The following is a 25,288-nucleotide window of genomic DNA, read 5'->3' on the forward strand; positions in this document are numbered from 1 at the left end:
CCAGGCCGAAGAAAACCATGTCGACGAAAAGCATTCGACTGCCGCTGCTGGCCCTGGGCCTGATGACCGCGACGGCGCTGGCACAGACGGCCAGCGAGCCGGTCGCGAATGTCCAGGGTACGAACGACCTCGCCACCAAGGACGTGCCGATGGGCGCGTCCGTCGAGCGCCACCTGCCCGGTGACCAGGAGTTCCATCCGCTCGCGCGCGATCCGAGCGTGCTGCAGAACGTGGGTGGCGACCGCGTGGAGAAGCAGCAGGTCGACGGGCAGGTAATGGAGACCGTCAAGCTGAGCGGCATCATCGCGCCGCTGCATTTCGATTCGGGTGCGATCAGGATCCGAGACGAGGACATCGAGAAGATCCGGCGCGCGATGGAGTCGGTGCGCGGCAAGGCCAACGTGCGCCTGCACCTGATCGGCCATGCCGACAACCAGCGCCTGTCGCCCGAACTGACCGCGCGCTATGGCGACAACCAGGGCCTGTCGCGCGAACGTGCCGGCGAAGTGGCGGAACTGCTGCAGCGGGCGCTGACACTGCCGCCGGAGGCGATCGCCTACGAGGGCATGGGCGATACCCGGCCGGTGGCGACGAATGCGACCGATGCAGGCCGCGGACGTAACCGTCGCGTGGAAGTGGAAGTCTGGTACGACGAACCCCGTGCCGCCACGACCGAGAAGGATGTACTGGTCAAGGAAGAGCTTCGGCAGATCAAGGTCTGCCGCGTGCAGGAGCTCTGCCTGATGCAGTTCAAGGAAGGCAATGCCCGCCGCACCCGGGTGAACAACCTGGTGTCCGCACTGCACTACGGCGAGGAAGGCGTGGAGGTCACGCCGGCGTTCGTCGAGCAGGTGCGCAAGGCGTTCGCCAACCTGGAAGGCAAGCAGAACGTGACCGCCCGATTCGTCGGCTACGCCGATGACATGGCCTTGTCGGATCGCAACGCGCGCATCTACGGTGATGCGGTCGCTTTGTCGAAGGCGCGCGCGCATCGCGCTGCCCTCGCGGTACAGGAGGCACTGCGCTTGCCTGCCGCTGCCGTGCAGAGCGACGGCCGCGGCGCCACGACGTTCCTCGCACCTAACGACACGGCGCAGGGGCGCGCGCTCAACCGCCGCATCGAAGTGCAGTTCTGGTACGACGACCGGCTGCAGGAACTGCCCGAAGGGCCGCAGATGTGCCCGGCCGACGAGGGCAAGGAGATCGTCACCCGCATCCACCAGCCGTCGGGAGGCCCGATTCCGATGCTGATGCTCGAGAAGGGCGAGGCCATCGTCCCCGATGGCTTCACCGACCGCCTGCGCAGTGCACTGGACGAAGTCAAGGATCGCGACAACGCGCGTCTGCGCTTCATCGGCTACACCGGCAACGAGCGCCTCGACCGCCGCACCACCGCCGTGTACGAGGACGACATCGGACTGTCCGCGGCGCGTGCCGGCCGCGCGATGGCATCCATCCGCAGCCAGATGCAGCTCGCTTCGGAGCAGGTCGAGCACGAGGGCCGCGGTTTCGTGCAGTCCGCCGACCTGCCGAACGAGGGCTTCACTCAGGGCACGGATTCCTACATCGAAGTGCAGGTGGTGTACGACGAGGCCGTGGTGCGCGACGACCTGGAGGGCGTGGACATCACGCGGCTCACCCGCGAGCTGGCGCCGGCCAACGCTTTCGGCCTCAACTCCATGCACATCTCGGTGGACGGCCAGCCCCTCGATGATCCGGGCCGCAGCTCCGCCGACGTGCAGCGATGCACCGACGTGGCACTGGACCAGGCCGGTATCCGCTTCCAGTTCGACGGTTTGACCGCCGAGCCGCGCCTGTCGGTGTCGGCCTCGCCGCAGGTGGCGGTGGCAGGCGAGCCGGTGCGCTTCCGGATGTACTCGAACTACACCGGCTTCATCCAGCGCGCCGAGGTGCGCATCCACGAGAAGGATCAGTCCACGCAGGCCACTCCGCTGGCCATCGTGGCGCTGGACGCCAACGGCGAGGGCGAGGGCGAGTGGCAGCCTGGCATCGGCGACATTCCGGCCGCCGGCCGCGAACTGAAGTACGTGCTGCGCGCCTACGACGAACAGGGCCGGTTCGACGAGACCAACCTGCGTCCGTTGTGGCTGGTCAACGCCAACGGCGATGGCAGCGCCGCGGAAATTCCGGCGACTGCACCTGACCAGGGCGCACCGCCGCTGGCCGGCTATGGCGAGAGCAGCATCGCGCGCCGCAACATCCGCATCGGTGCCAATACCGTCGCGGTGCGTGGCGGCGGCATTCCGGACGGACACACCGTGTGGGTGGCGGGCCGGCCGGTGCCAGTCGACGCCAACGGCGACTTCATCTCCGAGGAGATCCTTCCCGACGGCCTGCACACCGTGGAGGTGGCGGTGCTCGACGCGGAGGGCAACGGCCAGCTTTACCTGCGCGACCTGGAACTCCGTCAGCGTGACCGCTTCTTCGTCGGCATCGCCGACGTGACCGCGGTCGACGATCGCACCACCGGCCCGGCCGACATGCTGGAAGGCGAGAACACGGCCTTCGAACGCAGCTCGTCGTTCTATGGCCGCCTGGCGTTCTTCGGCACCGAGAAGTTCGGCAATGGCTGGCGACTGACCGCCAGTGCCGACACGCGCGAGGGTCCGGTGGAGGACATCTTCGGCAACCTTCTCGACAAGGCCCCGGACGCGCTGTTCCGCCGCATCGACCCCGACTACCACTATCCGACCTTCGGCGATGACGGCATCGTCGAGGAGATGGCGCCGACGCTGGGCAAGTTCTACGTGCGTGCCGAGCGTGGCGACGACTACGCGATGTGGGGCAACTTCCTCACCGACTATGCGGACAACGAACTGGCCCAGGTCGACCGCGGGCTTTACGGTGCCAACGCGGAGTGGAAGGCCGATGCGACCACGGCGTTCGGCGAACGCCGCGCCAGCGTCGGTGCCTTCGCCGCCGAGCCCGGCACGATCGCGGGCCGCGACGAGTTCCGTGGCACCGGTGGTTCGCTGTTCTACCTGCGCAACCAGGACATTCTCAGCGGCTCCGAGCGCCTGCGCATCGAAATGCGCGACAAGGACTCGCAACTGGTCACCGGTACCGTGGACCTGCGCCCGGGCCTGGATTACGACGTCGACTACCTGCAGGGCCGCATCCTGCTTTCCGAGCCGCTGTCGTCCACCGGCAGCGACAACATGCTGGTGCGCAGCGGCGGACTCTCCGGAGACGAGGCCTGGCTGGTCGCGCGCTACGAGTACGCGCCGGGATTCGATGAGATCGACACGCTGACGTCCGGCGGCCAGGCCCATGTCTGGATCAACGACCATGTCGGCCTCGGTCTTACCGGCAGCCACAGCAGCGGTGATGTCGAGGACAACAGCATGCTCGGCGCGGACCTCACGCTCCGCAAGAGCGCCGACACCTGGCTGAAGCTGCAGAGCGGCCGCACCAAGGGTCTCGCGTCGCATTCGCTGTTCTCGAACGACGGCGGTTTCGAGTTCACCGGTACCGACCCGACGGGATTCAACGACGCGGAGGCCAGCGGCTATCGCGCCGACCTCAGCGCGGGCATCGGCGACCTCCTCAAGAACGGCAAGGGCCGCGTCACCCTGTATACGCAGGCACAGGATGCCGGTTACTCGGCGCCTGGCCTGGCGACGCTGACCGACCGCACGTACTACGGCGGCACGCTGGACCTGCCGATCGGCGACAAGTTCAGCGTCATCGGCAAGGCGGACCATCGGGAGCAGAGTGCAGGCCTCACGCTCGAAGCGGCGGAGGTGAACGTCAAGTACCAGATGAACGATCGCTGGAACGTGGCTACCGGCGTGCGCAGCGACAAGCGCGACGACCAGCGCGCGGTGGTGCCGCTGACCCAGGAGCAGGGCGAGCGCACGGATGCGGTCGTGCACGTCGGTTACGACTCCACGAAGAAATGGAATGCGTGGGGCTTCGCCCAGCAGACCCTGTCGAAGAACGGCGATCGCCAGGACAACGGCAGGCTCGGCGCAGGTGCGGCGATGCGCATCGGCGAGAAGCTGCGCGTGGAGGCGGAGGCCTCGGCCGGCGACCTCGGCCCGGGCGGACGGCTGGGAACCAGCTACCTGGTATCGGACAAGACGAGCCTCTACCTGAACTACGCACTGGAGAACGAACGCGGCGACATCCTCGACGGCACCAACCTGAGCGGCACGCGCGGCAGCCTGGTCGGTGGCGTGAAGCGTCGCCTGTCGGACAGCAGCAGCGTCTATGCCGAAGAGCGCTACCAGGACGTCAATGAGGCCAGAGGCCTGACTCATGCCGCGGGCATGTCGCTGAACCTTGGCGACCGCTGGACGCTGGGCGCGAATGCCGAACTGGGCACCTTGCAGGACAGCGAGACCGCTGCCGAGACCGAACGTCGCGCGGGCGGCGTGCGCGTAGCCTACACCTTCGGTCCGACGCGGATCTCGAGCGGCATCGAATACCGTGCCGATGACGCCGAGCGTCCCGACGCCACGCTCGTGGAACGCACGACCTGGCTGTTCCGCAACAACTTCAAATACCAGATGTCGGACGACTGGCGTCTGGTCGGCAAGCTCGACCACTCGCTGAGCGAGAGTTCGCAGGGCCAGTTCTACGACGGTGAGTTCACCGAGGGCGTGGTGGGCTTCGGCTACCGCCCGGTCCTCGACAATCGCCTGAACGCACTGGCCAAGTACACCTACTTCTACAACGTGCCCACCACCGACCAGGTGACGCTCACCGGTACGGCGGCGCAGTTCATCCAGAAGAGCCATATCGCCTCGCTGGATGCCACCTACGAACTGACCCCGTCGTGGTCGGTGGGTGGCAAGTACGCATACCGCCTGGGTTCGGTGAGCCTGGATCGCGAGACGCCCGAGTTCTTCGACAACCGCGCGCAGCTGGTGATCCTTCGTACCGACCTGCGCCTGTTTGAGAAATGGGAAGGGCTGCTGGAGGCTCGCAGGCTGCACCTGCCGGATCTGGATGAGTCCCGCAGCGGCATGCTGCTCGGCGTGTACCGCTACTTCGGCGACAACGTGAAGGCCGGCGTGGGCTACAACTTCACCGATTTCTCGGAGAACCTGACCGACCTGAGCTACCGCCATCGCGGCGTGTTCGTGAACGTCGTCGGCGCGATGTAGCGCCGACGAGCCGGGGCGTCGAGTGAAGACCACGGTTCCGTTTCACGCCTGCACTTGGGCGCCTGACGGGTGGGGCCGATCGCTATCGCGCCGGATTGCCTGCAGGAGGCAACCCGGAATCTGCTCGCATCGGAAGCAGAACGCGATGGTCAGTCGGCGGGCTTCGCCTGTTTGACCCATCGCCTGGTCGCCGTCAGCCAGATGAGTGTGAACGATCTTGCCAAGCGTTCCCACGCGGACGGCTCCTGGGCCTTGGGCGGGAACTCCACGACATCTTCGAACAACGACGCTTCGCGCTTCTTCATGTCCACACCCCGGTGGGTGGCCCCCCCCCGCACTTTGAACAACGCCGAACGCCCCGGACAGCGGCAACGGCGCTGGAGGGCTGCCACCCCGGTCGAACCTGGGCGCACTGCCGCTTTGGCCGGAGGGGTTCGCCGGTGATAACTGGGGAAATACGAGGCGTCTTTCGCGCCGAACTTCAGTGAACCTCGCGCTTCTGCACGTCCTGCTTCGTGGCCAGGCTGAAGCGTGGCTCGGGCGGCGCATCCTCGAGCATGCGCTCGACCAGATGCGCCCCTACCGCTGGTCCGTGCTTGAAGCCGTGGCCGGAGCCTCCGCCGGCGATCCAGACGTTGTCGAACGCCGGATGGCGGTCGATGACGAAGTCGCCATTCCATGTGTTCTCGTATTGGCAGACCTCGGCAGCGACCAGCGGTGCCGCAGCCAACGCGGGAAAGCGCCGGGCCAGGAACTCGCGAGCGTGCTCAATCCGGGCCGGGCTGGGCAGACGCTCGAGCGTGTCGGGATCGACGGCTTCGCCGTGCGCATCGTGGGCGAGCTTGAAGCCACGACCGTCGACATCGGGAATTCCGTAGTAGTCGAACTTGAAATCGAGCCAGGTCGGCAGCGTGGGCGAGGAGAAGCGGCGGTCGCCCGGAGCGGTACCGAAATAGAGCACTTCCTGGCGCGTGGGAAAGATGCGCCCGCCGAGCACGTCTGGCAGAACGCGGCCCAGCCACGGACCGCATGCAAACACGAAGCGGTCGGCGCGGATCGCTTCGCCCGCATGGGTCCTGATTTCCGCAAGATGCGTGTCGCCGAGCGGAGCATCGACCGCGGCGATGCAAAGCTCGGCCCCGGCTCGCAGGTTGTCCTCCACGACGGCCTGCACGGCGCGACGCGCGAACAGTGCGCCGCTATCTGGCTCGAAGATGGCCGAGTAGTACGGCGGAACCACGATCTGCGGATAGCGCTGCGCGAGTTCGTAGTGATCGAGCACCTGGTGCCGGATGCCGTTCCTGGCCAGCACTTCGACCGATTTCGCGGCTGACACGTCTTCGGCGGTGGCCAGCCACAGCACACCGGTTTCCCGGAACAGCCCGGGCTCCGCGATCCGTGCGAAAAAGTCCTTCCAGCCGAGCAACGACTGCTGCGACATACGGGTATAGATCTCGTCCGGCCCGTAAGCCATGCGGATCACCCGCGTTTCTCCACCGGAACTGGCGCGTGCGCTCGCCGGCCCATACTGGTCGACCATCAGCACCCGCTGACCGGCACGCAACAGATGCCAGGCGGTCCATGCGCCGAACACGCCAGCGCCAACCACCACGGCGTCGTAGGTTTTGCTCATGGAGCTGACGCCTCCCGGCAGGAACGGCTGAGGTCACGATAGCAGCGAAACCGCAAACTCTCAGGGGCACCTGCATGTGGTGAGCCGCGTGCCTCCGGAGTCGGAAGGAGGCAGAAGCTGTTCACTGGCGGCTTTCGACCCACAGTGGACATCCATCCGGCGCCTGACCCGGTGAGTCCGGATATACGTCGGCTTGTTAGCCGGACTCGGGTTCCGTAGCCTCACGTCAAATCAACGGATCAGACCCCATTCGGCGGGTGTTGCGCCGGATGCAATTCGCGGCTCCCCTTAATTCAGGCGTTAGGCCGCAGAGGGAAGAATGTTCAAGTTCATCTATTTTGCGATGTGCGTCATCGGCATTCTGTACGGCGCCAACGCGATCTATACCCGAAGTATTCGCGTAACCTTTCGTCCAGCCATCGAGCCTGGGCGCCCGTTTACCGTCACGGGAACTCCGGCTGTTGTGCTTGGCGCAGCGGCAATTGCCATGTCCTTGTATGCAATCAAGGAGCATGTGCTGTGAGTAGCTGGCTGCGGCCAAACAATTCATTCAAGCCGAACCCGCTTCGCGGCTCGGCTTAACTTCATGCGTTAGGCTGCAGGAACTTGAGCATGCTCAAACTGATCTTGAACATCTGCCTGTCAATGTTCTTCGTGACGGGGATGACCTGCGTCTATCTCCAAGCCAAGCGCCGCGGACATTTGGCAGCGCTCCGGTATCTCACCGGCTTTACCTTGGCATCGTTGCCGCTTTGCCTTGGGTTCGCCTGGCTTACACGGGATCGGGTAAATTTCAAATTCTGGATTGTAGTGGGGATGGCTTACTGGGCCTTCGGGCATTGGCTTTCCAGGCGGGGGGCAAAGCATGCGTTCCGAGCCGACTAACCTTCAGCCTAACAATTCATTCAAGCCGAAGCCGCTTAGCGGCTCCCCTTAGTTCAGGCGCTAGGGCCTCATGGCACTTTCATTCATAGCCAACCTTTTCGGCCGCCGCCTTCGTGTTGGCGATCGTGTGCGGCTAGAAGGTGGCTACGACATGGAGCCAAGATGGCTCAACGGGCAGAGCGCCTACTTCGGCCTGTGCGTTGATTTCATTCCAGGCGATGCCGGCCGACCCGCCGCTGTAGTCCAACTGGAAAAGGCGATAACGTTTGACGGGGCGCAAGGCAATTTTCTGGTTCTGCGTCTTCGGTACGTAGGTGCTCGCTGGGCCAAGCGAGAGGTGGTGCATCTGGAGCTTTTCTCTTCTCCGCCCAACTCGCTGCAAGATCCCTCAACTCGCGGCCTGTGGATCGAATCGCATGCCAGCTACCGGGTAGAGGGACCAAACAACTCATTCAAGCCGAAGCCGCTTCGCGGCTCCCCTTAAGTCAGGCGCTATGCGGCATCCCATCTCCCTCGCAATCCTGTTGCTGGTTTCCTCAGCTTGCGCCGGATGCATCAGCGTGGAACGAGCTGCTTACCTTTCCCAGCCGCAAAAGATTGAGGAATTGCAGCAGCTCGGCTGGCAGTTCGAGTCGCCTGTGCCGGCGGCGCAAACTGAGCCTGGACCAGCCTATGCGACGCACCGACCTTGGGTAAGGTTCAAGAGCCGTATCAAGCCAGGCGATGAGCTGCGCGCCTTTACCAACAAATCTGCTCAGGGTTACGCCGTCTTTCGGGACGGAGTTCTAGTAGACCTGTACCCAACAGTCATCTTCTAGACGCGTAACCATGCATTCAAGAGAATCCGCTTCGCGGCTCGGCTTGATTCAGGCGTTATCCCCCCTTTGAAAGGAATCAGACATGACTCGACTTCTGCTGATGGCACTTCTCGCAGTGTCTTCAAGCGCCAGCGCTATCGTGATCCGGCATGACCTTGATGATTCAAAGTATCGGGTTCCGACATCGGAGTTTCCTGCTCTGGTCGATATGCCTGGTGAGGGGCACGGCGTACTGATCGCGCCCCAATGGGTGGTTACAGCTGCCCATGCGGTCACATGGCAAACTGAGATCGAGGAAGTGCTTATCAACGGGGTCCCCCGGGATGTGGAGCGCCTCGTAGTACATCCTGGATACAGGAAGCCACCGCAAGAGCTGATCAACCAGGCGCTAGCCACTGGGGACGCGACTCTGATAAGGGTTTTGCTCGCCTCGTCGGACGACATTGCGCTTCTCAAGCTGTCGCAGCCCGTAACCGACGTTTCTCCTGCGGCACTCTACAAAGGCGATGACGAGCTAAGTCAGATTGCAAAGATCATAGGAAAGGGCGCCACAGGTACCGGAGCTACTGGGTACGGAAACCATGACTCCCACCGCACCGAGCTTCGTCGCGCCTTCAACAAGATCACCAGCGCTCATGACCGCTGGTTCTGCTATGTGTTCGACAATGCGCCATCGGCATTACCCCTTGAGGGAATGACCGGTAACGGAGACAGCGGCGGCGCTGCACTCATTCAAGTCAACGGCCAATGGTTGCTGGCCGGTCTTCCTTCCTGGACGGTCGCCCAAGGTGATGTCAGGACGTTGCGCCAGGGGCTGTATGGTCAGACTAGCTGCAACGTCCGGATCAGCCACTACATGGGCTGGATCGAAAGCAACATGTCCTCGCAAGCGCAAGCCGGGGGCTGACAGTTCGTTCAAGCCGAAGCCGCTTCGCGGCTCGGCATAATCTGGGCGTCAGGCCCGTTTCGGAGATGGCTATGGGCTGGCTTATCACCAAGTACCTGCTCACCGCTGCCGTGGTGGTGATCGTTTCGGAGGCGGCGAAGCGCAGCGACAAGCTGGGAGGATTCATCGCGGCCCTTCCGTTGGTCACGTTCCTGGCACTCATCTGGCTCTACGTCGAAAAGCAGCCTCAAGCCAAAATATCCAACCATGCCTGGTACACGTTCTGGTACGTACTGCCTACGTTGCCCATGTTCCTGGCATTCCCGGTGCTGCTGCCCCGCCTCGGGTTCTGGCTGACCATGCTGGCCAGCATCGGAATCACGGTCCTGTGCTTTGGTTTGTTTGCGCTTGTGGTCCGTCAGTTCGGCATCCAACTGCTGCCGTGAACCGGCCTGATAACTCATTCATTGGGAAGCCGCTTCACGGGTCGGCTCAATTCAGGCGTTAGACGCGAGGGAGCATGCCCCAGAGTCCCGAACTACTGCGACGATTGCTGCGTGCCAAAGATCGGATGGATGGAGCGTCCCATGAGGACTGGCCCATCCGCCGACTGGCGCAGGTGAGCGCGGTTTCGGAGGCGCACTTCGCGCGCTCGTTCAAGGACGCGTTCGGCGCCCCTCCGCACCGCTACCTGCTTACTCGCCGTATCGAGCGGGCCGTTGCGCTGCTCCGCGACACCGATCTTTCCATTACGGAGGTCGCGTTCCAGACCGGCTGGAAGAGCCTTGGCACCTTTGGCCGCGTCTTTCACGACATCACTGGCGAGAGTCCCGGGAATCTCCGGGCACGCGAGCGATCCGCGCCGCACGGGCGAGAGCATGTGCCGGAGTGCATGGTGCGCGCCGCCCACCGTCCGGACCTCAAGATCGCAGTTTCGGAGAAGCGACGGGCGAAGGCAGTTGAGAAGATCTAGCCTCAACCAACGGAGGCTATATGACTCAAGGTGTGGATGTGGTGGGTCTGTACGTTCGGGACCAGGACGAAGCGCTTGCGTTCTACGTCGAGAAGCTGGGTTTTCGTGTCCACACGGACGTTCGCAATGGCAACTATCGCTGGCTGACAGTCCAGCACCCGGAGCAACCCTCATTCCAGCTCGGCTTGTTCAAGCCGGGGCCGCCGGTACATGACGCGGCGACCGCACAGGCCCTGAATGAGGTCGTCGCCAAGGGTGCCATGCCACCGCTGGTGCTGGTGGTGGACAACTGCCGTGCCGCCCACGAACGGCTGAGCGCACGTGGTGTGGAGTTCACGCAGGAGCCCGTGGATCGCTACGGTGCGGTGGATGCAGGCTTTCGCGATCCGTCTGGAAATGGATGGAAGATGATCGAAGCGCGCACAAAGCCGCGGGGGGCGCAATGAGCGTGAGCTTTTGGACTCGGGAGAGTCATCGCTGGGTGTCCATCGTTTTCACGCTGGCCGTAGTCGCCAACTTCGTTTTCAGGGCGGTGGCGTCGGGCGAACCTCCGGCGTGGCTGACTTACTCGCCGCTACCGCCGCTCTTCCTGCAGTTGCTCACCGGTCTTTACCTGTTTGCGCTGCCGTACACCGCCAAGCGGCGGAGCCGGCCTCCTACCTGACAAGTCAATGCAGCGGTCGCCTACGGGCGCCGCTGATTTCGCGAACGTTGGCGAGTGTCCGCTTCTGGCCGGAAGCGGAAGCTCGAACTCTGGTGGCATGGACGGGCAGGTGAGGGGGCGGTGACCCTCCCGGCCGCGGGTCTTTGCGCCCCGCCGATCCGATACCTGCACTGGATGTGACGGATTAGTGACTGCCGCCACAAAGAGTCGAAGCCGGCTGTGCCTAAGCTGATGGCGTGGGGTTGTGGCCTGAGTGGCGACACGTCCCACGGAAGGCGGTCAAGGACGAACCTACACACGCGAAGGTTTGTTTAGGGGGCGACATGCTGAGCTTTGCTGCGGGAACCGGATTGGCAGGCCCTCGGCCTGGTGCAGTCACGAGTTCGGTCGGAGCGCTTTCGGATCTGGAAACGAGAGTGTCGCGCGGGGCGATGCGCCTGCATGACCTCGATCTCTCCCCGATCGAACGCGCCGCGCTATACACGCTTTTGAAGCGTCGACCGGTTTTCAAATGGGAGAGGGAAGCCTTGACCGACGGAACCGCGCGCAGCCTGGAAGAGAAGGGTCTGATTGCTCGCGACGGCGAGCATTGGCAGGTCACCGAGAAGGTGCTCGCCAGTTGACGCCCCTCTTCGCCAGGTAGGGCGTCACTCCCTAGACTCAGGGTGTGAACTGCCAGTGCCTCGAGCTCATTCGCCAAGCCCGATCTGCTTCATGAACTCACCGTTATCCCAGAACAGAAACTCCTCGAACATGATGCCGTCCTTGTTCCAATGGCCGATGGTTGCCATCGGAATCCGGTAAGCCTTGCCGGTGGGCTGGATGGTTTTGCCGTCAGGGAGAACCATCGGTTTGGTGAAGGTGCCCTCAAGCCAACCCGTTACCGCAGTCCATTCGGCGTCCTGGGTTCCGAACCGGACCGGGTGTTCCTGGATCCGGTTGTCGGGGGCGAACGTCCACATGTACTTGAGGTCCTCGATGTGCTTTTCGATGCCCTTCGTCGTGTGGCCGTCCGGCCAATGCACGATCACGTCCTTGGTGTGCGACTTATGCAAGTCCTGCCATTGCTGATTCGTGTAAACGCGGAAGTCGAGGTCGTCGAAGTTCGCCAGATTCTTCGCTAGTTCGGGCGGCATGCCACTGACTTTGGGTGCTGGTTGGCCAGTCTTGGTGCTGGGCCACTTGCTGGAGACGGGCGGCGATTCTTGCGCACTGGCGGCGAGCGCTGTGATGGCGACCGCCAGCAGAACCGGCACACGTTCGCGCTTCATGTTCATTCTCCCTGTGGAGAGTGGGGCGTCAGGATTGGCGCGAACCCGTTAAAGCCGCGTTAGCGCATCCGCGCCTCCGTCGCGCATGGGGGGCGCCACTGGCCGATGGCCGTACCGGTGCCCGCTTCGAGCGGCCCTGCGTCCCCCGGCCATCGTCACAATCCCGGTTCCGTCGGCCCATTCCGCGATTCGTCGCATGACGGTTGCGCGCCGGCGCCGGGCGATCGCAGCCTGACCTCTGCCGGATGTCCGGCATCGTCCTGCGAGTCACTCGTGAAAACCCTCATCGCCCTGCTGGCCTGGTGCCTGCTGCTGGTGCTGTGCTGGCCGCTAGCGCTGCTGGCATTGGTCCTGTGGCCGCTGGTGTGGCTGGTTTCCCTGCCTTTGCGGCTGGTCGGCATCACGTTCTCCGCGATGTTCGCTTTGCTGCATGCGCTGCTGACGCTGCCGGCCCGTCTTCTGGGCTGGCGTCCACAGCCGGTGCCCGCGTAGGCCCCGGGCCCGATGTGCGCAAATCGCAGGCAGGACACCACCCAAGATCGACCGAATACAGGGATACGTAAGCATGAAGACGTTGATGTCAGTGATGGCTGCCACCCTGGTGGCCATGGCCATGTCGGGTGCAGCCGCGGCGGGAAGCAGTGACGATCAACCTGCCATGCAGCCGGCCGGTTCCTTGCGGGACACCGTCGCTGCACTCGATGCCGCGGTGTTCGACGCGTTCAACCTCTGCAGCACCCCCGCGCAACTGGACCGGCATGCCGGTTACTTCGCATCGGACGTCGAGTTCTATCACGACACCGGCGGCGTCACCTGGTCGCGGACGAAAATGCTCCAGAACACCGCGAAGCATGTGTGCGGAAAGTTCCGCCGCGAGCTCGTTCCGGGAACCTTGAAGGTGTTCCCGATCAAGGACTACGGCGCCGTGGCGCAGGGGGCACATCGCTTCTGCCAATTCAACAGTGGCAAGTGCGAAGGAATGGCCGATTTCGTCATCGTCTGGCACAACCAGAACGGACGCTGGAAGATCACCCGCGTCCTGAGCTACGGGCATCGTCCAAACGACTAGCCTGCACGTAGTGCGCAAGGCGCAATGGCGGTTGCGCGCCACCACCACCAGCCCAACGGTCGCATGACCGGGTCATCGCGCGAGTCGATCGCTTCGAAGTGACTGCTTCCGACCCAAAGCGGACTTGCGCCGATTCGCGAATGCCCACAGATCGGACTGAACAGGTGGTGTCGGGGGCCGGCTACGGTCCGGACCCAAGACCACTCAACCTCGCCAGCCTTCCCGGGCCTTCGCCCCGCCTCACTCGGACCATCGGGAGGGGGCCGCTCGTGGCCTCGAGCGGCGGCGGCCCATTCAGGCCGCTGGCTGCGTTCTAGTTCTTAATCCCCCAAGTAGCATCGGGATGACCGACACCCACCGTGGCGCCTGCTTCGGGAGCGGGGGCGCGTTGCCCGAATGAGCCATCGCCACGGCCATGTTGACCATCCGCCAGCTGCGCAAACGCAAAGTCGCACAATGGGTGCTCGGCTACACGGCGGTCGCGTGGGCCCTGTTGCAGGGCGTCGGCCTGTTGTCCGACACCTACGGCTGGTCACCCACCGTAATGCGCGTTGGCGTGGCGCTTTCGGTGCTCGGGTTCTTGCTCACGCTGGTCATCGCATGGTTCCAGGGCGAGCGCGGGCAACAGAAGGTCACGCGCCTGGAGGTCGCATTGATCGCGATCGTCGTGGTCGTGGGCGGCGCATGGTTGTGGCAGACGATGCGCTCGACGTCCGAGTCGGCGGTCGCCTCCGGGACGGCGGTGGACACCGACATCCCGACGATCGAAAAGGACCCCTCGATCGCGGTGCTGCCGCTGGAGAACATGAGCACCGACAAGGAACAGCAGTACTTCTCCGACGGTATTTCCGAGGAGCTGCTCAACGTGTTGAATAAAGTGCCGGAGTTGCGCGTGATCGCGCGAACGTCGAGCTTCGCGTTCAAGGGCCAGGACCTCGCCGTGCCGGAGATTGCGCGCCGCCTCCACGTGGCGTCGATCCTGCAGGGCAGCGTGCGCAAGTCGGGCAATCGCGTCCGAATCTCGGTGCAACTGGTACGCGCCACCGACGGCGCGCAGCTATGGGTGGAGACCTACGACCGCAACCTCGACGACATCTTCAAGGTGCAGGACGAGATCGCCGCGTCCGTGGTGGACCAACTGAAGATCAAGCTTCTGAAGGGGCCCACTGTCACGCCCGTGGATCCCAGGGTTTACGCACTGGTGCTGCAGGCGCAGGCCCTGCTCGACCAGCAGAGCAAGGAGGGACGCGCGCAGGCGCTGCTCGTGTTCAAGCAGGCACTGTCCATCGCACCGAACGAAGCGCGCGCGTGGGCGGGCCTTGGACGCGTTTATGTCAATCAGTCCATCTACAGCGAGCTGCCGCCGGCGGAAGCGGCGAAGCTGGCGCGCGAGGCGCTGAACAAGGCGCTGCGCATCGATCCGAAAAACGTCATCGCCATCACCGGCCTGGCTCGCCTGGCCGCGGACTTCGACTTCGACGCGCAGGCGGCTGCCGATTTCAACCGGCGCGCATTGCAGATCGAACCGAACAACCTCGTCGCCATCAATACCCTCGGCATCCTGCTCAGCAACGTGGGTCGCTTCGACGAGGCCCTGCCGCTGTACGACTATCGCGTCGCGCACGATCCCGCGAATCCGACGGCCTACAACAATCGCGGCATCACCCGTTACTACGCGCGGCAATGGGATGCGGCAATCGAGGACTTCCGCTCCGCGCTGCGCCTCAGCCCCGCCTTTGTTGGCGCGCACACCGGCATCGCATCGTCGCTGCTGTTGGGCAAGCGGGACGCGCGGAGCGCATTGCGTGAAATCGAAGCGGAGCCGGACGAAGCTTCGAAACTCCAACTGCGGGCACTCGCCTTCCATGCGCTCGGTCGCGCGCGCGAATCCGAGGCGGCAACGCAGGAGCTGATCCGCGCCTATGGCAAAGAGCAACCGGCGCTGGTCGGGCTGGTGTACAGCTATCGCGGCGATCGCGACGCCGCATTCATGTGGCTGGAAGAAGCCGCAAGCATCCGCGACCCCGCCGTTACGTCGGTGGCCTTCGACGTTCTGAGCGACCCGCTGCGCGACGATCCGCGCTGGCTGCCCTTCCTGCGCAAGATCGGATACGCCCCGGAGCAGCTCGCGGCCATCCGGATCGAGGTGCCGAAGCCGGAGACCTGACGCAGCGGGTCAGCCTCACCCGGCTGGGGGATTCGCAACGGCGAGATTTCAGCGTTTTCTCTCGGGACTGCGTGCCGACCCCATCCGGCGCTGCGGAGGGCAACATGCAGATCAAAAGTTCGCATTTGCTGCTCGGCCTGGCCTTGGCCCTGGCCCTGACCACGACAGCAGCCCTCGCCACCCTTGGCGTTCGGTTCCTGCGCGCCCCCAGCGCCCAGCTCGGCTCGCCCAAGGTCATCGTGAGCTGGATCGAAGTCGGCCTCGGCAACCCCGACGGCACCGTCGACTACGTCGCGAGCGCAACGGCCGCAGCCCGCTACCAGTGCGTCAACCGCGGCAACAATTGCCCGGCCGCCTCGAACAAGGAAGACGTGCTGGCCAATGTCTCCGTGGGCGGCACCTTCGGTATCGACAAGAACGGAAGGATCTCCGACTTCCTGGTCATCCTTCCACCGCCGGGCACCCTACGTTGCCCGGGCAACCAGCGCGTGGGCGTGGTCTCCGTCGACTTCACCGACATCAGGTTGACGGATGTGACCAACGGCATTTCGTCGGCGACCAACCCGTCGGCACTGTCGTACGATGGACCCGAGTGCCCGTGACACGGCAATGCGTTACGCAAAGAAGCCCGCACTTGTTGCGGGCTTCTTGTTTCCGCAGCTCCGTGTGATTCGCCCGCACGGGCGAATCCCCCAGAATGTCTGCTTATGGCCGATAGCGGTCACTGGCAGAAGCCCCGCGAAGCCGGCTCTAAAGGAAGCACGTTCTAGAGAATGACCATCCGCGAGCTTTCCGCGCGACGCGAAGTCCGGGCCGGCGCTCTTGACCAGACATCCGCGATGCGCCGGACGGCCTCGATCAACTCCTCTTCCGGCCGTACGTAGGGGATGCGCAGCCACTGATCGTTTCCGCCTTCGACACTGAACATCGGGCCGGGTGGGACGTGGACGCCAACGGTCTCCAGGTTCGCCGCCAGTTGCGTAGCGCTGCCACCCGGCAACTGCAGCCACAGTGTCATTCCGCCTTCGGGCAGGCGGAAACGCCAGTCCGGCAGTCGTTCGCCGATAGCGTGGGCCAGGACATTGCGGCGTTGGCGAAGTTGCGCGCGACGCATCGCGATGACATCGCTGTCGTCCAGCAGTTCGGTGACCACCAACTGGTCGAAAACCGCCGTGCCCAGGTCGAGCTGCAATCGGGCCTTGATGAGCCGATCGATCAGGTCGTGCGGTGCGCGGATCCATCCGACGCGCAATCCGCTCCACAGCAACTTCGACACGCTGCCGATCGTGATGGCGCCTGGTGCGTGTGCGGCGAAGGGGAGGGGCATGCCGACGTCCGTCAGTGCGATGGCCTGCAGCGATTCGTCGACGACCGGGGTCGTGCGCGTGGCATGCAGCGCGGCGGCGTAGCGTGCGCGCTGGTCATCGCGCATCAGGAAGCCGGTGGGATTCTGGAAGTCGGGGATCAGGTAGGCCAGGTGCGGCCGCGTCTGCCGCAGCGTGGCCTCGATGCCGTCCAGGTCCCAGCCTTCCTCGCCCAGCGCATCGCCCATCGGCGACGCGACCAGGCGCGCGCCGCCCAGGCGCAGTGCTTCGATGACGTTGGGGTATACCGGCGATTCGATCATCACCCGGTCGCCGGGTCGCGACAGTGCGCGTGCGACGACGGCCGTGCCCGCCAGCGCGCCGGAGGTGACCATGATCTGTTCGGGGTCGGTCGGCAATCCACGCCGCGCGTACATCTGCGCGATCAGGGCGCGCAGGGTCGGCAGGCCGGTGGGACGGTGGCCGTCGCTCCCCAGGTAGCTGGGAAGCCTTTCGAGAGCGCGTTCGTAAGCCGAGGCGATGCCCGGAATGGCGGCCGTAGCGGCGCAGTTAAGGTCGATGGCGCCTTCGGGCGCGTGCCCGCTGGCGAGCGAGCGCAGCGAGTGTTCGTGCGCGCGCCGATGCTCCTCAGGAACGGCGGCAAACGTGCCCGCACCCTGGCGCGCGGTCGCAAAACCCGCGGCGACCAGGTCCGCATAGGCGCGGGTCACCGTATTGCGCGAGACGGCGAGCGCCTGCGACACCGCCCGTTCGCTGGGCAAGCGAGTGCCGAGGGGAATACGGCCGTCTCCGATCAGTTCCTGCAGGGCTTGGCGGAGCCCACGGTAGGCCGGCTTGCGCGGGAACTGGACGATCAAAGTGGCCAAGTGTTCTGGCGTCAGGGATCGGTTCATGAGGCCACTATGGCCCAATTGGATCTACGTGGAAGTGCCAATCGTCCAGATACTGGCGCCCATGAACCCCAATACCTCCCCCCTTGGACTGGCCAATCTCGGCCCCCTCGACCAACTCCGGGCCGGCCGCCTGCCCGAACGTGTCGTGCGTCTGCTGGCTGGCCTGTGGCTCTACGGCGTGTCCAACGCGCTGTTGATGGAAAGCGCGCTCGGCGGCTCGCCGTGGGTTGTGTTCCACCAAGGCGCGACGCTGCATCTTCCGCTGTCACTCGGCGTGGTCATGGTCCTGGTCGCCGTGGCGGTGTTGCTGCTCTGGATCCCACTGCGGCAGATGCCCGGGCTCGGCACCGTCGCCAACACGCTGCTGCTGGGGCCTTTCACTGACTTCAATCTTCGGATGCTGGATGCGCCCGAGTCATTGCCGTTACGTTGCGCCTACCTGGCAGGTGGAGTGGTGGTCTGTGCGCTGGCCACTGCGCTCTACGTGGGCGCGCAACTCGGTCCCGGGCCGCGCGATGGTCTGATGACCGGCTTCGCGCGCCGCACGGGTTGGTCGATCCAGCGGGTGCGCACCTGCATCGAGATCGTGGTGCTCGCGATGGGAGTGGTGCTCGGCGGCACCGTCGGCATGGGCACTGTCGTGTTCGCGCTATGCGTGGGGCCGATCACGCAGTTCTTCATGCGTTATCTGGTGCTGCGCCTGGAGGCGCCGGCCGAGGCATGAGAGACCCTCGAATGTCCGCTCCTGGCCGGTAGCGGACATGGAACAGGGACGGTGGGCCGGTGAATGCAGTTGCGGTCGCGTCTTGGCTTCTGAGACGGGACAATGATCCAGTCAACAGTCACGGGACGTCGCGGCTGCGTCGGCATGGCACAGCACGCAGCAGCCTGCGACCCGACCGAGCCCTCCATGCGATCCGCCATGACCATGTCCTACGTCGATCAGAAGCTCGTTTTTGCCTGGCAAGCGGCGCATTCCATCGCTCGCGGCTCCCCGCCTCCTGTCCACGATCGCGGGGGATTCCGAGTGGATACCCGCTCGGAAAAGGAAGTGAAACGCTGGGTATTCCCACAGCTATGCGACGGCTTGCGGGAAATCGCACGTGACGTCGTGGCACCAAGGCACACTTGAAGCTGTGCGGCACGGACGAGGAACTGCGAAGTTCGCTGCCAGCTCGCTGGGAAGTTCAGCCCGCGAACCATTTCATGATTGCGACAGAGGCAGCCCTCGATACGAAGCCTGTGCCGGAAGGCTACAGGATGGAGCTTCACCAGGACGGGCCTGTCACCAGAGCTTTCGTCATCGCATCGAATGGCGATCTGGCCGCAAGCGGATGCGCCGCAGAAACTGCGGATGTCTTCATTTACGATCGAATCGAAACTGCGCAGGAGCACAGGCGGAAGGGATTGGGCGTCGCGGTGATGGCCGCTCTTCGATCTGCGAGGAAATCCCCGGAAAGTCCGCAACTCCTGGTCGCGACAGAAGATGGCCGCAACCTCTATGCGAACCTGGGTTGGACGGTGCTTGCGCCCTTCGCTGCTGCGGTAATTCCGGAAAGTTGAATCTGCGCGCGGGCCGATTCCGGTTCGGCCGCGGGCCGCGGCGAGAAGGGAGCACCGTGACGGCGCGCCGAAGCGTGCGGTGCGAGTGAGGCCGTTACATCAGTGACCGTCCGCTTTCGACCCTAAGCGGACATCGCTCAGCTATAGGCGGGCCTGCTGGTCGGGCCCAGGTGGATCACATTCCGGGCGGGCGTTTCACCCACGGATAACCCTTCGATGCCTGCTCGTAGCCAACGTCGAACAACGCACGCATGTACGCCGTGTCGAACTCCTCCTTGTGCGGCGCGTTGAAGCTCTCGGGAATGTAAGCAAGGTTGAAGTCCACCTCGTCCCGCTGTGAAATGGCGTAGATGCGGTAAAGATCACCGATGCCCTGCGTCTGGATGAGCGATGCGATCGCGCGCCCGATGATCGGGAGCGTCTTGCGTTCGACTTGCGACCAGTCCGGCATCACCTTTGAGTTGCGGATGATGTACAGCGTGCGGCCGCGATCGGCGCCCGCCTCGATGCCTACCTTCTTCAGTTCGAGCGCGGCGGGATATACAAACACTTGCGAGAACGCGCCGCCGTCAACGTGCATCTCCTGATACGGCTGACCGTCAACCTCCACATCGAACATGGTCGGCGGGAACGCACCCGGAATCGCCGCCGACGCGACCAGGATTTCCTGGAACAGCTCCAGGCTGTCCGGGTGGCCGCTCGCGGCGATCTTGGTCATGTTCCAGACGACCGGACGGCGGGCGTCTATGTTGGTCGTTGCCACAAACAGGACACGGCCCTTGGCGTGCTCGCTCGCAATCTCCTTGAGCATCTCCGCAGTGACGACCTTGCGGACGAGCCGCTTCAGTGGCGCGTTGTCGGCTAGTCCGTCTTGGAACAGGACAGACAACTTGTTGCGTTCCTCGAGGATGTCGTCTGACGTAATGCTCGTGTAGAACTTGCGCAACACGTCGTCGTATCTGGGCCCCAGGAAGGCGAACGGCGCGATCAGCGCGCCGGTGCTGATCCCGGTCACCAGCTTGAACTCCGGGCGGGTGCCCGCCGCGGTCCACCCATTCAGCAGTCCCGCGCCGTAGGCACCGTTGTCACCGCCACCCGACACGGCGAGAAAGCTGACGGGTGGCAGCGGTCCCGTCGCCCCGGTGTCAGCGCGGGCTTTCAGCTCGGCGGCGAGAGCTTCCTGTGCGTCCCTGAAAACCGCGGGCATATCCTCCGGCATTACATATCGCACGCCAGGCATGCCCGGAATTTCGGCCTTGAAGGTAGCTTCTGCAGGCACCGCCTTCTGTCGACCAGGCGATGCGCACCCCTGGAGGAACAGCGCTGCGCACGCTGCGGTCACTGCGAAGAGGATCGATAGTGCGCTGCGCCTCATGGCCTGGCCTCCAACAGGGGCAATTCAAATTCCCGCCGGACTGCACTACCCATGTGCCGCACCACCGCTCCCAGCGGCGACGCCACCAACGTCGGCTGAGCAGGGCCGAGCCGCGCTGTCAGCGGACACCAACTCTATTCACCGGCCACCCTGGCTTACTTCAAGAACAAAACCATTCGCACTCAACGCTTGCAGGCGTTATGCGCCAGTGATGGTGGCCTGGCGCTTGGTTGTCACGGCTAACCGGGCGCACTCGAACTGATCTCGCTCTCGGGAGACTTCACGGACCTCCGATTCAGTCCTGCGCGTGCCGCTCCTCGGCCGCTTGTCACCGCCGATTTGGGTGCAGAGCACCGCATGGGCGCACCGCAGCGCGACATTGTTTGACAGACGATCGCCAGCAGTCGCGCCGGTGATGCTCAGTCCATCAGAAGGGTGACGTCCATCAAAAGGGTGACGTCGATCTGGAAGCGTGGCAAATGGCCGAAAATACGATCGCCTGCGTTGAACATTGCAGGCTAAGGAATTGCCTTGCCGTGAGGCATGTTCGTTCCGGGAAGTCGGGGCTTGCCAGCCCCCTGGCGATCGAAGCGGTGAACGAAATGTTCACGGAATATCCCTTCTGCGGCCAGCGGAGAGCAGCCATGCAACGTGCGCAACTCGAAACCACCGTGCTGGTTGGAATGATGTCTGTCGTCTTGCTGGCGGGATGCAGCCGCAAGCAACCGGAACAGGCCGCCGCGCCTGCGGCTCCAGAGGCGGCCGCGCCAGCGGCAGTGGCCACTGCGGATTATCCGACGCGCGTGTTCTTCGGTGATACCCACCTGCACACCGGCATGTCCCTGGATGCAGGTGCTGCAGGCGCACTGCTCCTGCCAGCGGATGCCTATCGCTTCGCCAAGGGCGAGGAGGTCACCGGCGCCAGCGGGCAGAAGGCCCGGCTGTCCCGCCCCCTCGACTTTCTGGTTGTGTCCGACCACTCCGACCAGATGGGGTTGATCTCAGATCTCAAGGCGGGAAAGCCCGAGTTGCTGGCCAATCCCATGGCCAAGAGCTGGTACGACATGATGCAGGCGGGAAAGGGCATGGAAGCGGCGCTTGCCATCATCCAGAGTTTTTCGAAGGGTACGTTCCCGAAGGAAGTCCAGTACAACCCCGGAACGCCTGGCTATCGCTCCGCGTGGGAAGCCACAATCAAGGCAGCCGAAGAGGCCAATCAGCCGGGCAAGTTCACTGCCTTCATCGGCTACGAATGGACATCGATCGTCAAGGGCAACAACCTGCACCGCAACGTAGTCTTCCGCGATGCCGGCGACAGGGCCCGCCAGGTGGAACCGTTCACCACCTACCCGCCGCTGGGCAGCCCCAATCCAAGGGACTTGTGGAAATGGATGGCCGCCTATGAGGCCAAGACCGGTGGCCAGGTATTGGCGATACCGCACAACGGCAACCTCAGCAACGGAACGATGTTCGCCCTGGTCGATGATTTCGACGGCAACAAGCCCTTCGATGTCGAGTACGCGAAAACGCGCGCCGGCAGGGAGCGAATCTACGAGGTCACCCAGATGAAGGGTGATGGCGAGTCCCATCCATTCCTTTCCCCGAACGACGAGTTCGCGAACTTCGAACGCTGGGACAAGGGCAATCTCGACATGTCGGCAGCCAAGACGAAATCGATGCTCGAGTTCGAGTACGCGCGCTCGGCGCTTAAGAACGGGCTGATGATCGAAAGCAAGCTGGGCGCCAATCCTTACAAGTTCGGGCTGGTCGGCAGCACCGATGCGCACACCGCCCTATCCACCGCCGACGACAACAATTTCTGGGGAAAGACCGCCACGAACGAACCCGGCCCGGAGCGCTGGAAGCATCCGTTCATGAAGACGGACAAGGGCGTGATCCTGGGCTGGGAACAGACCGCCTCCGGGTACGCGGCGGTGTGGGCGAAGGAGAACACCCGCGAATCGCTGTTCGACGCCATGCAACGCAAGGAGGTTTACGCCACCACCGGGCCACGCATGACCGTGCGCTTCTTCGGCGGCTGGGACTATGCAGAGGCCGACGCGAAGGGCGATGTCGCGGCAATCGGTTACGCCAAGGGCGTGCCAATGGGCGGCGACCTCAAGGCGGCAGCAGCCGGAGAATCGCCGACGTTCCTCGTCGCGGCGATGAAGGACCCGGAAGGCGGCAACCTCGATCGCGTCCAGGTCGTCAAGGGCTGGATGGATGCCAAGGGTGCCCTGCAGGAGAAGGTCTACGACGTGGCGTGGTCAGGCGACCGCAAGCCCGGCGCCGACGGCAAGCTGCCGCCGGTGGGCAACACGGTCGACCTCGCCAATGCCACATGGACCAACACCATCGGCTCGCCCGAACTCATGCGGATGTGGCAGGACCCGGACTTCGATCCCACGCTGAGGGCGTTCTACTACGTTCGCGTGATCGAGATTCCGACGCCTCGCTGGACGGCGTACGACACCAAGCGCTTCAACGCGAAGATGGACAAGAAAGTGCCGATGACGACGCAGGAGCGCGCGTACACGTCTCCCATCTGGTACACGCCTGCGAAATGACGCAGAGGCCGCATGCACAAGCTGTTACGCGAGCCGTTACTGCACTTCCTGCTGCTGGGAGCCGGCCTGTTCGTGCTTTACGGCTGGGTGGGCTCCCGGGGCGGCGGCGCCGACGGCCAGGTCCGGATTACAGGAGGTCGGGTTGCCCATCTTGTGGCCGGCTTCGAGGGGATCCACCAGCGACCACCCGAGGCGCACGAACTCGAGGGTCTGATCGAAGAAGCGATCCGTGAGGAAATCTTCTACCGCGAAGCCAAGGCGCTGGGGCTGGACCAGGACGACACCATCGTCCGGCGGCGGCTGATGCAGAAGCTGGAGTTCGTGTCCGAGGACGTGGTCCAAGTGCCCGAGCCGAGCGATGCGCAATTGCTGGAATACCTGCAGGCGAATCCCGACAGATTCCGGGCCGAAACCCGTTACAGCCTTCAACAGGTCTACTTCAATCCGCAGCGGCATGGCCCGCGTCTCGCGGACGATATCGCAAGCGTGCTGAGCGAGCTGCAACAGGCTGGCGCAATGGCCGATGCTAGCGGGATCGGTGACCCCATGCTGCTGGAGCATCGCTTGGGAGATGTCACGGCCAGCGAGGTCGTACGCCTGTTTGGCGCCCGCTTCGAAGCCGCGTTGCGCACGATGCCGACCCAGGCGTGGCAGGGGCCGGTGTCGTCGGGTTACGGCGTGCATCTGGTTCGAATCGATCGTCGCGACGACGGCAGGGCAGCGGCTCTGCGGGACGTGCGCAGCGAGGTTCGTCGTGAATGGATCTACGATCAGCGCAAGCAGTTGAACGAACGCTTCTATGCGGAACTGCGCAAGCGGTACGAAGTGACGGTCGAACGTCCGGCCCGGGGTGGCGGCGCGTCCGGTCGGGTTGCGGGGATACGGCAATGAAAGGCCGCGGCGGCGGGCGGGTGCTGCAGGATCTTCTGCTGACCATCCTGCTGGTGCTGTTGGTTGTGCCGGCGCTCGCGCACGAAGCGCGCCCAGCCTACCTGCAGTTGCGCCAGACCGATGCAGAAACCTACGACGTGCTGTGGAAGGTGCCGGGTTTGGGCGAGGACAAGCGACTCGCACTGGATGTCGAGTTCGCACCTGGCACGACCACGGTCGACCCGCAGCGCATGTCGTTCGTCAGCAACGCCTTTGTCCAGAGGTGGCGCGTGCGCCGCGCCGGCGGGCTCGATGGCACTTCCGTTCGGATCGCCGGACTTCAGGCGACCCTCACCGACGTGCTGGTGCGTCTGGAGAGGCTGGACGGCACAACCCAGCACATCCGCGTGGTGCCGGCATCGCCCGAGTTCGTGATCGAGGCAGCGCCCGGGCGCTGGGACGTTGCGCGGACCTACCTGGGGCTTGGCGTCGAGCACATCCTGCTTGGCATCGACCATCTGCTGTTCGTGCTGGCGTTGGTCATCCTGGTCAACGGCGCGCGTCGCCTGTTCTGGACCATCACCGCGTTCACTGCGGCACACAGCCTGACACTCGCGGCCGCCACGCTCGGATGGGTGCATGTGCCGCCGCCTCCGGTGGAGGCCAGTATCGCGCTCAGTATCGTGTTCCTGGCCACCGAGATCATTCATGCACGCGCCGGTCGTCCGGGTCTGACTTATCGGCAGCCGTGGATCGTGGCGTTCCTGTTTGGCTTGTTGCACGGCTTGGGGTTTGCCGGTGCACTGAGCGAAGTCGGGCTGCCGATCAATGCGATTCCGGTTGCGCTGCTGTTCTTCAATGTTGGCGTAGAGGTCGGGCAACTGTTGTTCATCTCAGCCGTGCTGGCGGTGATGACAGGCGCGCGGCGCATCCGATTGCCGCGTAATGATTGGAGCTGGAAGGTGCCGGTGTATGCAATCGGCAGTGTTGCCGCTTATTGGACGATCGACCGGATTTCCGGATTCTGAACATAGGACCGGACTCATCCTGGCCCTTGCCTTCGGGATCGTTACGGAGCGCTACGACGCCAGACAAGCGCTGGTCCGCGTCGATGCGAACGCGATCGGGACCACATACCTTCGAGTCAACTTCCTGCCGGAGCTCCACTTTAAATGGGTCTTTCGAGGGTCTCGGCTT

24 protein-coding genes are annotated in these 25,288 nt (G+C 64.0%); 19 read left to right on the forward strand and 5 right to left on the reverse strand.

Translation table 11 applies throughout. The features are described from left to right. The first annotated feature begins 17 nt into the window (after positions 1-17). A complete protein-coding gene (locus IU514_RS08145; RefSeq protein ID WP_194930606.1) occupies positions 18-5,132 on the forward strand; it encodes an OmpA family protein in 5,115 nt (1,704 codons plus the stop codon). Positions 5,133-5,281: 149 nt separating this feature from the next. Here IU514_RS08145 and IU514_RS08150 read toward each other — a convergent pair whose 3' ends face one another. After that, entirely contained in the window at positions 5,282-5,437 is a 156-nt protein-coding gene (locus tag IU514_RS08150; RefSeq protein WP_194930607.1) for a hypothetical protein, read from the reverse strand. A 176-nt stretch (positions 5,438-5,613) separates the two neighbouring features. Then, positions 5,614-6,765: an FAD-dependent oxidoreductase gene (locus IU514_RS08155; protein ID WP_194930608.1), complete on the reverse strand. Its 1,152-nt coding sequence runs from the start codon at positions 6,763-6,765 to the stop codon at positions 5,614-5,616. Positions 6,766-7,084: 319 nt separating this feature from the next. On the opposite strand from IU514_RS08155, the gene IU514_RS08160 reads away from it, so the two are divergent. The 9 genes from IU514_RS08160 (at position 7,085) to IU514_RS08200 (ending at position 11,614) form a co-directional block, all read left to right on the forward strand. Then, positions 7,085-7,288 carry a hypothetical protein gene (locus tag IU514_RS08160; protein WP_194930609.1) on the forward strand — a complete coding sequence of 68 codons (204 nt, stop codon included), beginning with the start codon at positions 7,085-7,087 and terminating at the stop codon, positions 7,286-7,288. A gap of 89 nt (positions 7,289-7,377) precedes the next feature. Further along, positions 7,378-7,650: a hypothetical protein gene (locus IU514_RS08165; RefSeq protein ID WP_194930610.1), complete on the forward strand. Its 273-nt coding sequence runs from the start codon at positions 7,378-7,380 to the stop codon at positions 7,648-7,650. Between the two features lie 70 nt (positions 7,651-7,720). Then, on the forward strand, positions 7,721-8,134 hold the full coding sequence (locus IU514_RS08170; protein WP_194930611.1) for a hypothetical protein: 414 nt from the start codon (positions 7,721-7,723) through the stop codon (positions 8,132-8,134). Positions 8,135-8,550: 416 nt separating this feature from the next. Then, positions 8,551-9,375 carry a S1 family peptidase gene (locus IU514_RS08175; protein WP_194930612.1) on the forward strand — a complete coding sequence of 275 codons (825 nt, stop codon included), beginning with the start codon at positions 8,551-8,553 and terminating at the stop codon, positions 9,373-9,375. Positions 9,376-9,446: 71 nt separating this feature from the next. Then, positions 9,447-9,800: a DUF3147 family protein gene (locus IU514_RS08180; protein WP_194930613.1), complete on the forward strand. Its 354-nt coding sequence runs from the start codon at positions 9,447-9,449 to the stop codon at positions 9,798-9,800. A 74-nt stretch (positions 9,801-9,874) separates the two neighbouring features. Continuing rightward, positions 9,875-10,327, forward strand: coding sequence for a helix-turn-helix domain-containing protein (locus IU514_RS08185; RefSeq protein WP_194930614.1), 453 nt, complete (start codon positions 9,875-9,877; stop codon positions 10,325-10,327). A 20-nt stretch (positions 10,328-10,347) separates the two neighbouring features. Then, complete coding sequence (locus tag IU514_RS08190) at positions 10,348-10,773, forward strand: VOC family protein (protein WP_194930615.1); 426 nt, start codon at positions 10,348-10,350, stop codon at positions 10,771-10,773. Continuing rightward, positions 10,770-10,991, forward strand: coding sequence for a hypothetical protein (locus IU514_RS08195; protein ID WP_194930616.1), 222 nt, complete (start codon positions 10,770-10,772; stop codon positions 10,989-10,991). Before IU514_RS08190 ends, IU514_RS08195 begins: the two co-directional genes overlap by 4 nt. Before the next feature lie 323 nt (positions 10,992-11,314). Continuing rightward, entirely contained in the window at positions 11,315-11,614 is a 300-nt protein-coding gene (locus tag IU514_RS08200; protein ID WP_194930617.1) for a hypothetical protein, read from the forward strand. A gap of 66 nt (positions 11,615-11,680) precedes the next feature. On the opposite strand, the gene IU514_RS08205 is transcribed toward IU514_RS08200, so the two are convergent. Next, complete coding sequence (locus IU514_RS08205; RefSeq protein ID WP_228760575.1) at positions 11,681-12,262, reverse strand: ester cyclase; 582 nt, start codon at positions 12,260-12,262, stop codon at positions 11,681-11,683. 273 nt (positions 12,263-12,535) lie between these two features. Between IU514_RS08205 and IU514_RS08210 the strand changes: the two genes are divergently transcribed. The 4 genes from IU514_RS08210 to IU514_RS08225 all read left to right on the forward strand — a co-directional run bounded on the left by IU514_RS08210 (position 12,536) and on the right by IU514_RS08225 (position 16,100). Beyond that, a complete protein-coding gene (locus IU514_RS08210) occupies positions 12,536-12,754 on the forward strand; it encodes a hypothetical protein (protein ID WP_194930619.1) in 219 nt (72 codons plus the stop codon). A 73-nt stretch (positions 12,755-12,827) separates the two neighbouring features. Continuing rightward, complete coding sequence (locus IU514_RS08215; RefSeq protein WP_228760576.1) at positions 12,828-13,331, forward strand: nuclear transport factor 2 family protein; 504 nt, start codon at positions 12,828-12,830, stop codon at positions 13,329-13,331. Between the two features lie 415 nt (positions 13,332-13,746). Continuing rightward, complete coding sequence (locus tag IU514_RS08220) at positions 13,747-15,498, forward strand: tetratricopeptide repeat protein (protein ID WP_194930620.1); 1,752 nt, start codon at positions 13,747-13,749, stop codon at positions 15,496-15,498. A gap of 104 nt (positions 15,499-15,602) precedes the next feature. Beyond that, positions 15,603-16,100 (forward strand): hypothetical protein, encoded by a 498-nt coding sequence (locus tag IU514_RS08225; RefSeq protein WP_194930621.1) that lies wholly within the window; start codon positions 15,603-15,605, stop codon positions 16,098-16,100. Between the two features lie 164 nt (positions 16,101-16,264). Here IU514_RS08225 and yczR read toward each other — a convergent pair whose 3' ends face one another. Further along, positions 16,265-17,716: a MocR-like transcription factor YczR gene (yczR, locus tag IU514_RS08230; protein ID WP_194930622.1), complete on the reverse strand. Its 1,452-nt coding sequence runs from the start codon at positions 17,714-17,716 to the stop codon at positions 16,265-16,267. Between yczR and yczE the strand changes: the two genes are divergently transcribed. Together yczE and IU514_RS08240 are read left to right on the forward strand one after the other, a co-directional pair. Further along, entirely contained in the window at positions 17,715-18,440 is a 726-nt protein-coding gene (yczE, locus tag IU514_RS08235) for a membrane protein YczE (protein WP_228760577.1), read from the forward strand. The two genes, yczR and yczE, sit on opposite strands and share 2 nt — an antisense overlap. 404 nt (positions 18,441-18,844) lie before the next feature. Next, positions 18,845-19,279 (forward strand): GNAT family N-acetyltransferase, encoded by a 435-nt coding sequence (locus IU514_RS08240; protein WP_194930623.1) that lies wholly within the window; start codon positions 18,845-18,847, stop codon positions 19,277-19,279. Positions 19,280-19,454: 175 nt separating this feature from the next. Here the strand turns inward: IU514_RS08240 and IU514_RS08245 are convergent, their stop codons facing one another. Next, a complete protein-coding gene (locus IU514_RS08245) occupies positions 19,455-20,654 on the reverse strand; it encodes a patatin-like phospholipase family protein (protein WP_194930624.1) in 1,200 nt (399 codons plus the stop codon). Positions 20,655-21,298: 644 nt separating this feature from the next. On the opposite strand from IU514_RS08245, the gene IU514_RS08250 reads away from it, so the two are divergent. From IU514_RS08250 to IU514_RS08260, 3 genes are read left to right on the forward strand one after another with little or no spacing between them, the layout of a single operon-like run. Beyond that, positions 21,299-23,221 (forward strand): DUF3604 domain-containing protein, encoded by a 1,923-nt coding sequence (locus tag IU514_RS08250; RefSeq protein ID WP_194930625.1) that lies wholly within the window; start codon positions 21,299-21,301, stop codon positions 23,219-23,221. A gap of 12 nt (positions 23,222-23,233) precedes the next feature. Continuing rightward, positions 23,234-24,112, forward strand: coding sequence for a peptidyl-prolyl cis-trans isomerase (locus IU514_RS08255; protein ID WP_194930626.1), 879 nt, complete (start codon positions 23,234-23,236; stop codon positions 24,110-24,112). Continuing rightward, positions 24,109-25,119 (forward strand): HupE/UreJ family protein, encoded by a 1,011-nt coding sequence (locus tag IU514_RS08260; RefSeq protein WP_194930627.1) that lies wholly within the window; start codon positions 24,109-24,111, stop codon positions 25,117-25,119. The genes IU514_RS08255 and IU514_RS08260 overlap by 4 nt, the downstream gene beginning before the upstream one ends. Positions 25,120-25,288: the final 169 nt, after the last annotated feature.

The organism is Lysobacter niastensis, from assembly GCF_015453285.1.
Lineage (GTDB): Bacteria > Pseudomonadota > Gammaproteobacteria > Xanthomonadales > Xanthomonadaceae > Lysobacter_J > Lysobacter_J niastensis.